Source organism: Lujinxingia vulgaris, assembly GCF_007997015.1.
Taxonomy (GTDB): Bacteria; Myxococcota_A; Bradymonadia; order Bradymonadales; family Bradymonadaceae; genus Lujinxingia; species Lujinxingia vulgaris.
Window position 1 is genome coordinate 1 of record NZ_VOSM01000037.1, and the last position, 936, is coordinate 936.

At 62.3% G+C, this 936-nt stretch carries 1 protein-coding gene; it reads right to left on the reverse strand.

Translation table 11 applies throughout. The annotated features are described in order from the left end of the window. Positions 1 to 297: 297 nt before the first annotated feature. The coding region (locus FRC98_RS20775) for a hypothetical protein (protein WP_230467878.1) at positions 298 to 936 on the reverse strand (639 nt) is incomplete at its 5' end.

A 936-nucleotide genomic window follows, 5' to 3' on the forward strand; every position in this document is an offset into this window, starting at 1 on the left:
CGCGAACCCCGGCGCCCGCTCGCACATGATCGCCCCGAAGGCTCCCGAGCCCCAAAATCGAGATTCGAGGAGCGCTTCAAAGGCTTTCGAGCCCTTTTTTTCGGACTTGAGGATCAGGCGAAAGGCTTTAAAGCCCCGGATCGCCCTCTGGAATGACGCGTCGAGGGCTCGCGAGCCCTTTTTCGCTCAAGAAACAAAGCGCCCGAGGGCTTTTGAGCCTTCGGGCGCTTCCTCACATCGTGATTTTGGTGCTCAAGAGCACTTTTGCCCTCATGAATCTTGAAAGGGCGTTCAGTATCAGGCGTTCACCGGCTCGGTGACGTCGCCTACGGGGGCCTGCGGCTGCTCGTCGACGATCACGACGTCGGCGCCCGTGTCGACATCGACGTCGGGGAGGCGATTGCGACCGCGATTCTTGCGATAGAACGCGGCGGCGCGGTCGTTCTGCAGGGCGAAGGGGCCGAGAATCAGCGAGCGATTCTTGCGATCCTCCTCGCTGGTGGTGGGGTAGGCCCCGTTGACCCGGTGGATCAGCTCCACGCTCTTCGAGCGAATATCTGCGGCGAGTCGCTGGAGCTCTTCGGTGGAGGCAGCGGCTTCGGTCTTGATGGCCTGGCTCATGGCTTCGGAAAACGCCTTAAAATCCGCCTGCAGCACCGCATAGGAGGCGCCGAGTCCGCAGGCCTCGATCTCCTGCACATAGCCCGCGTCGAGTTCTTTGAGAATCGAGCGCAGCATCGCCTCCTGATCCTCGCGCGCGACGTTGGTCACCGAGTACACCTCCACGTTCAGCGGCCCATCGAGCAGGCGCTGCGCGGCCCTGCCGCGGACCGAGTCCTTGCCGTGGTCTTCGACCTCCATGCGTGCGCGGCTCACAAAATTGGAAAAACTCGTGTCGAGCTTGTTGTCGCTCAACGCGAGCTCGGGGTCGGCCTT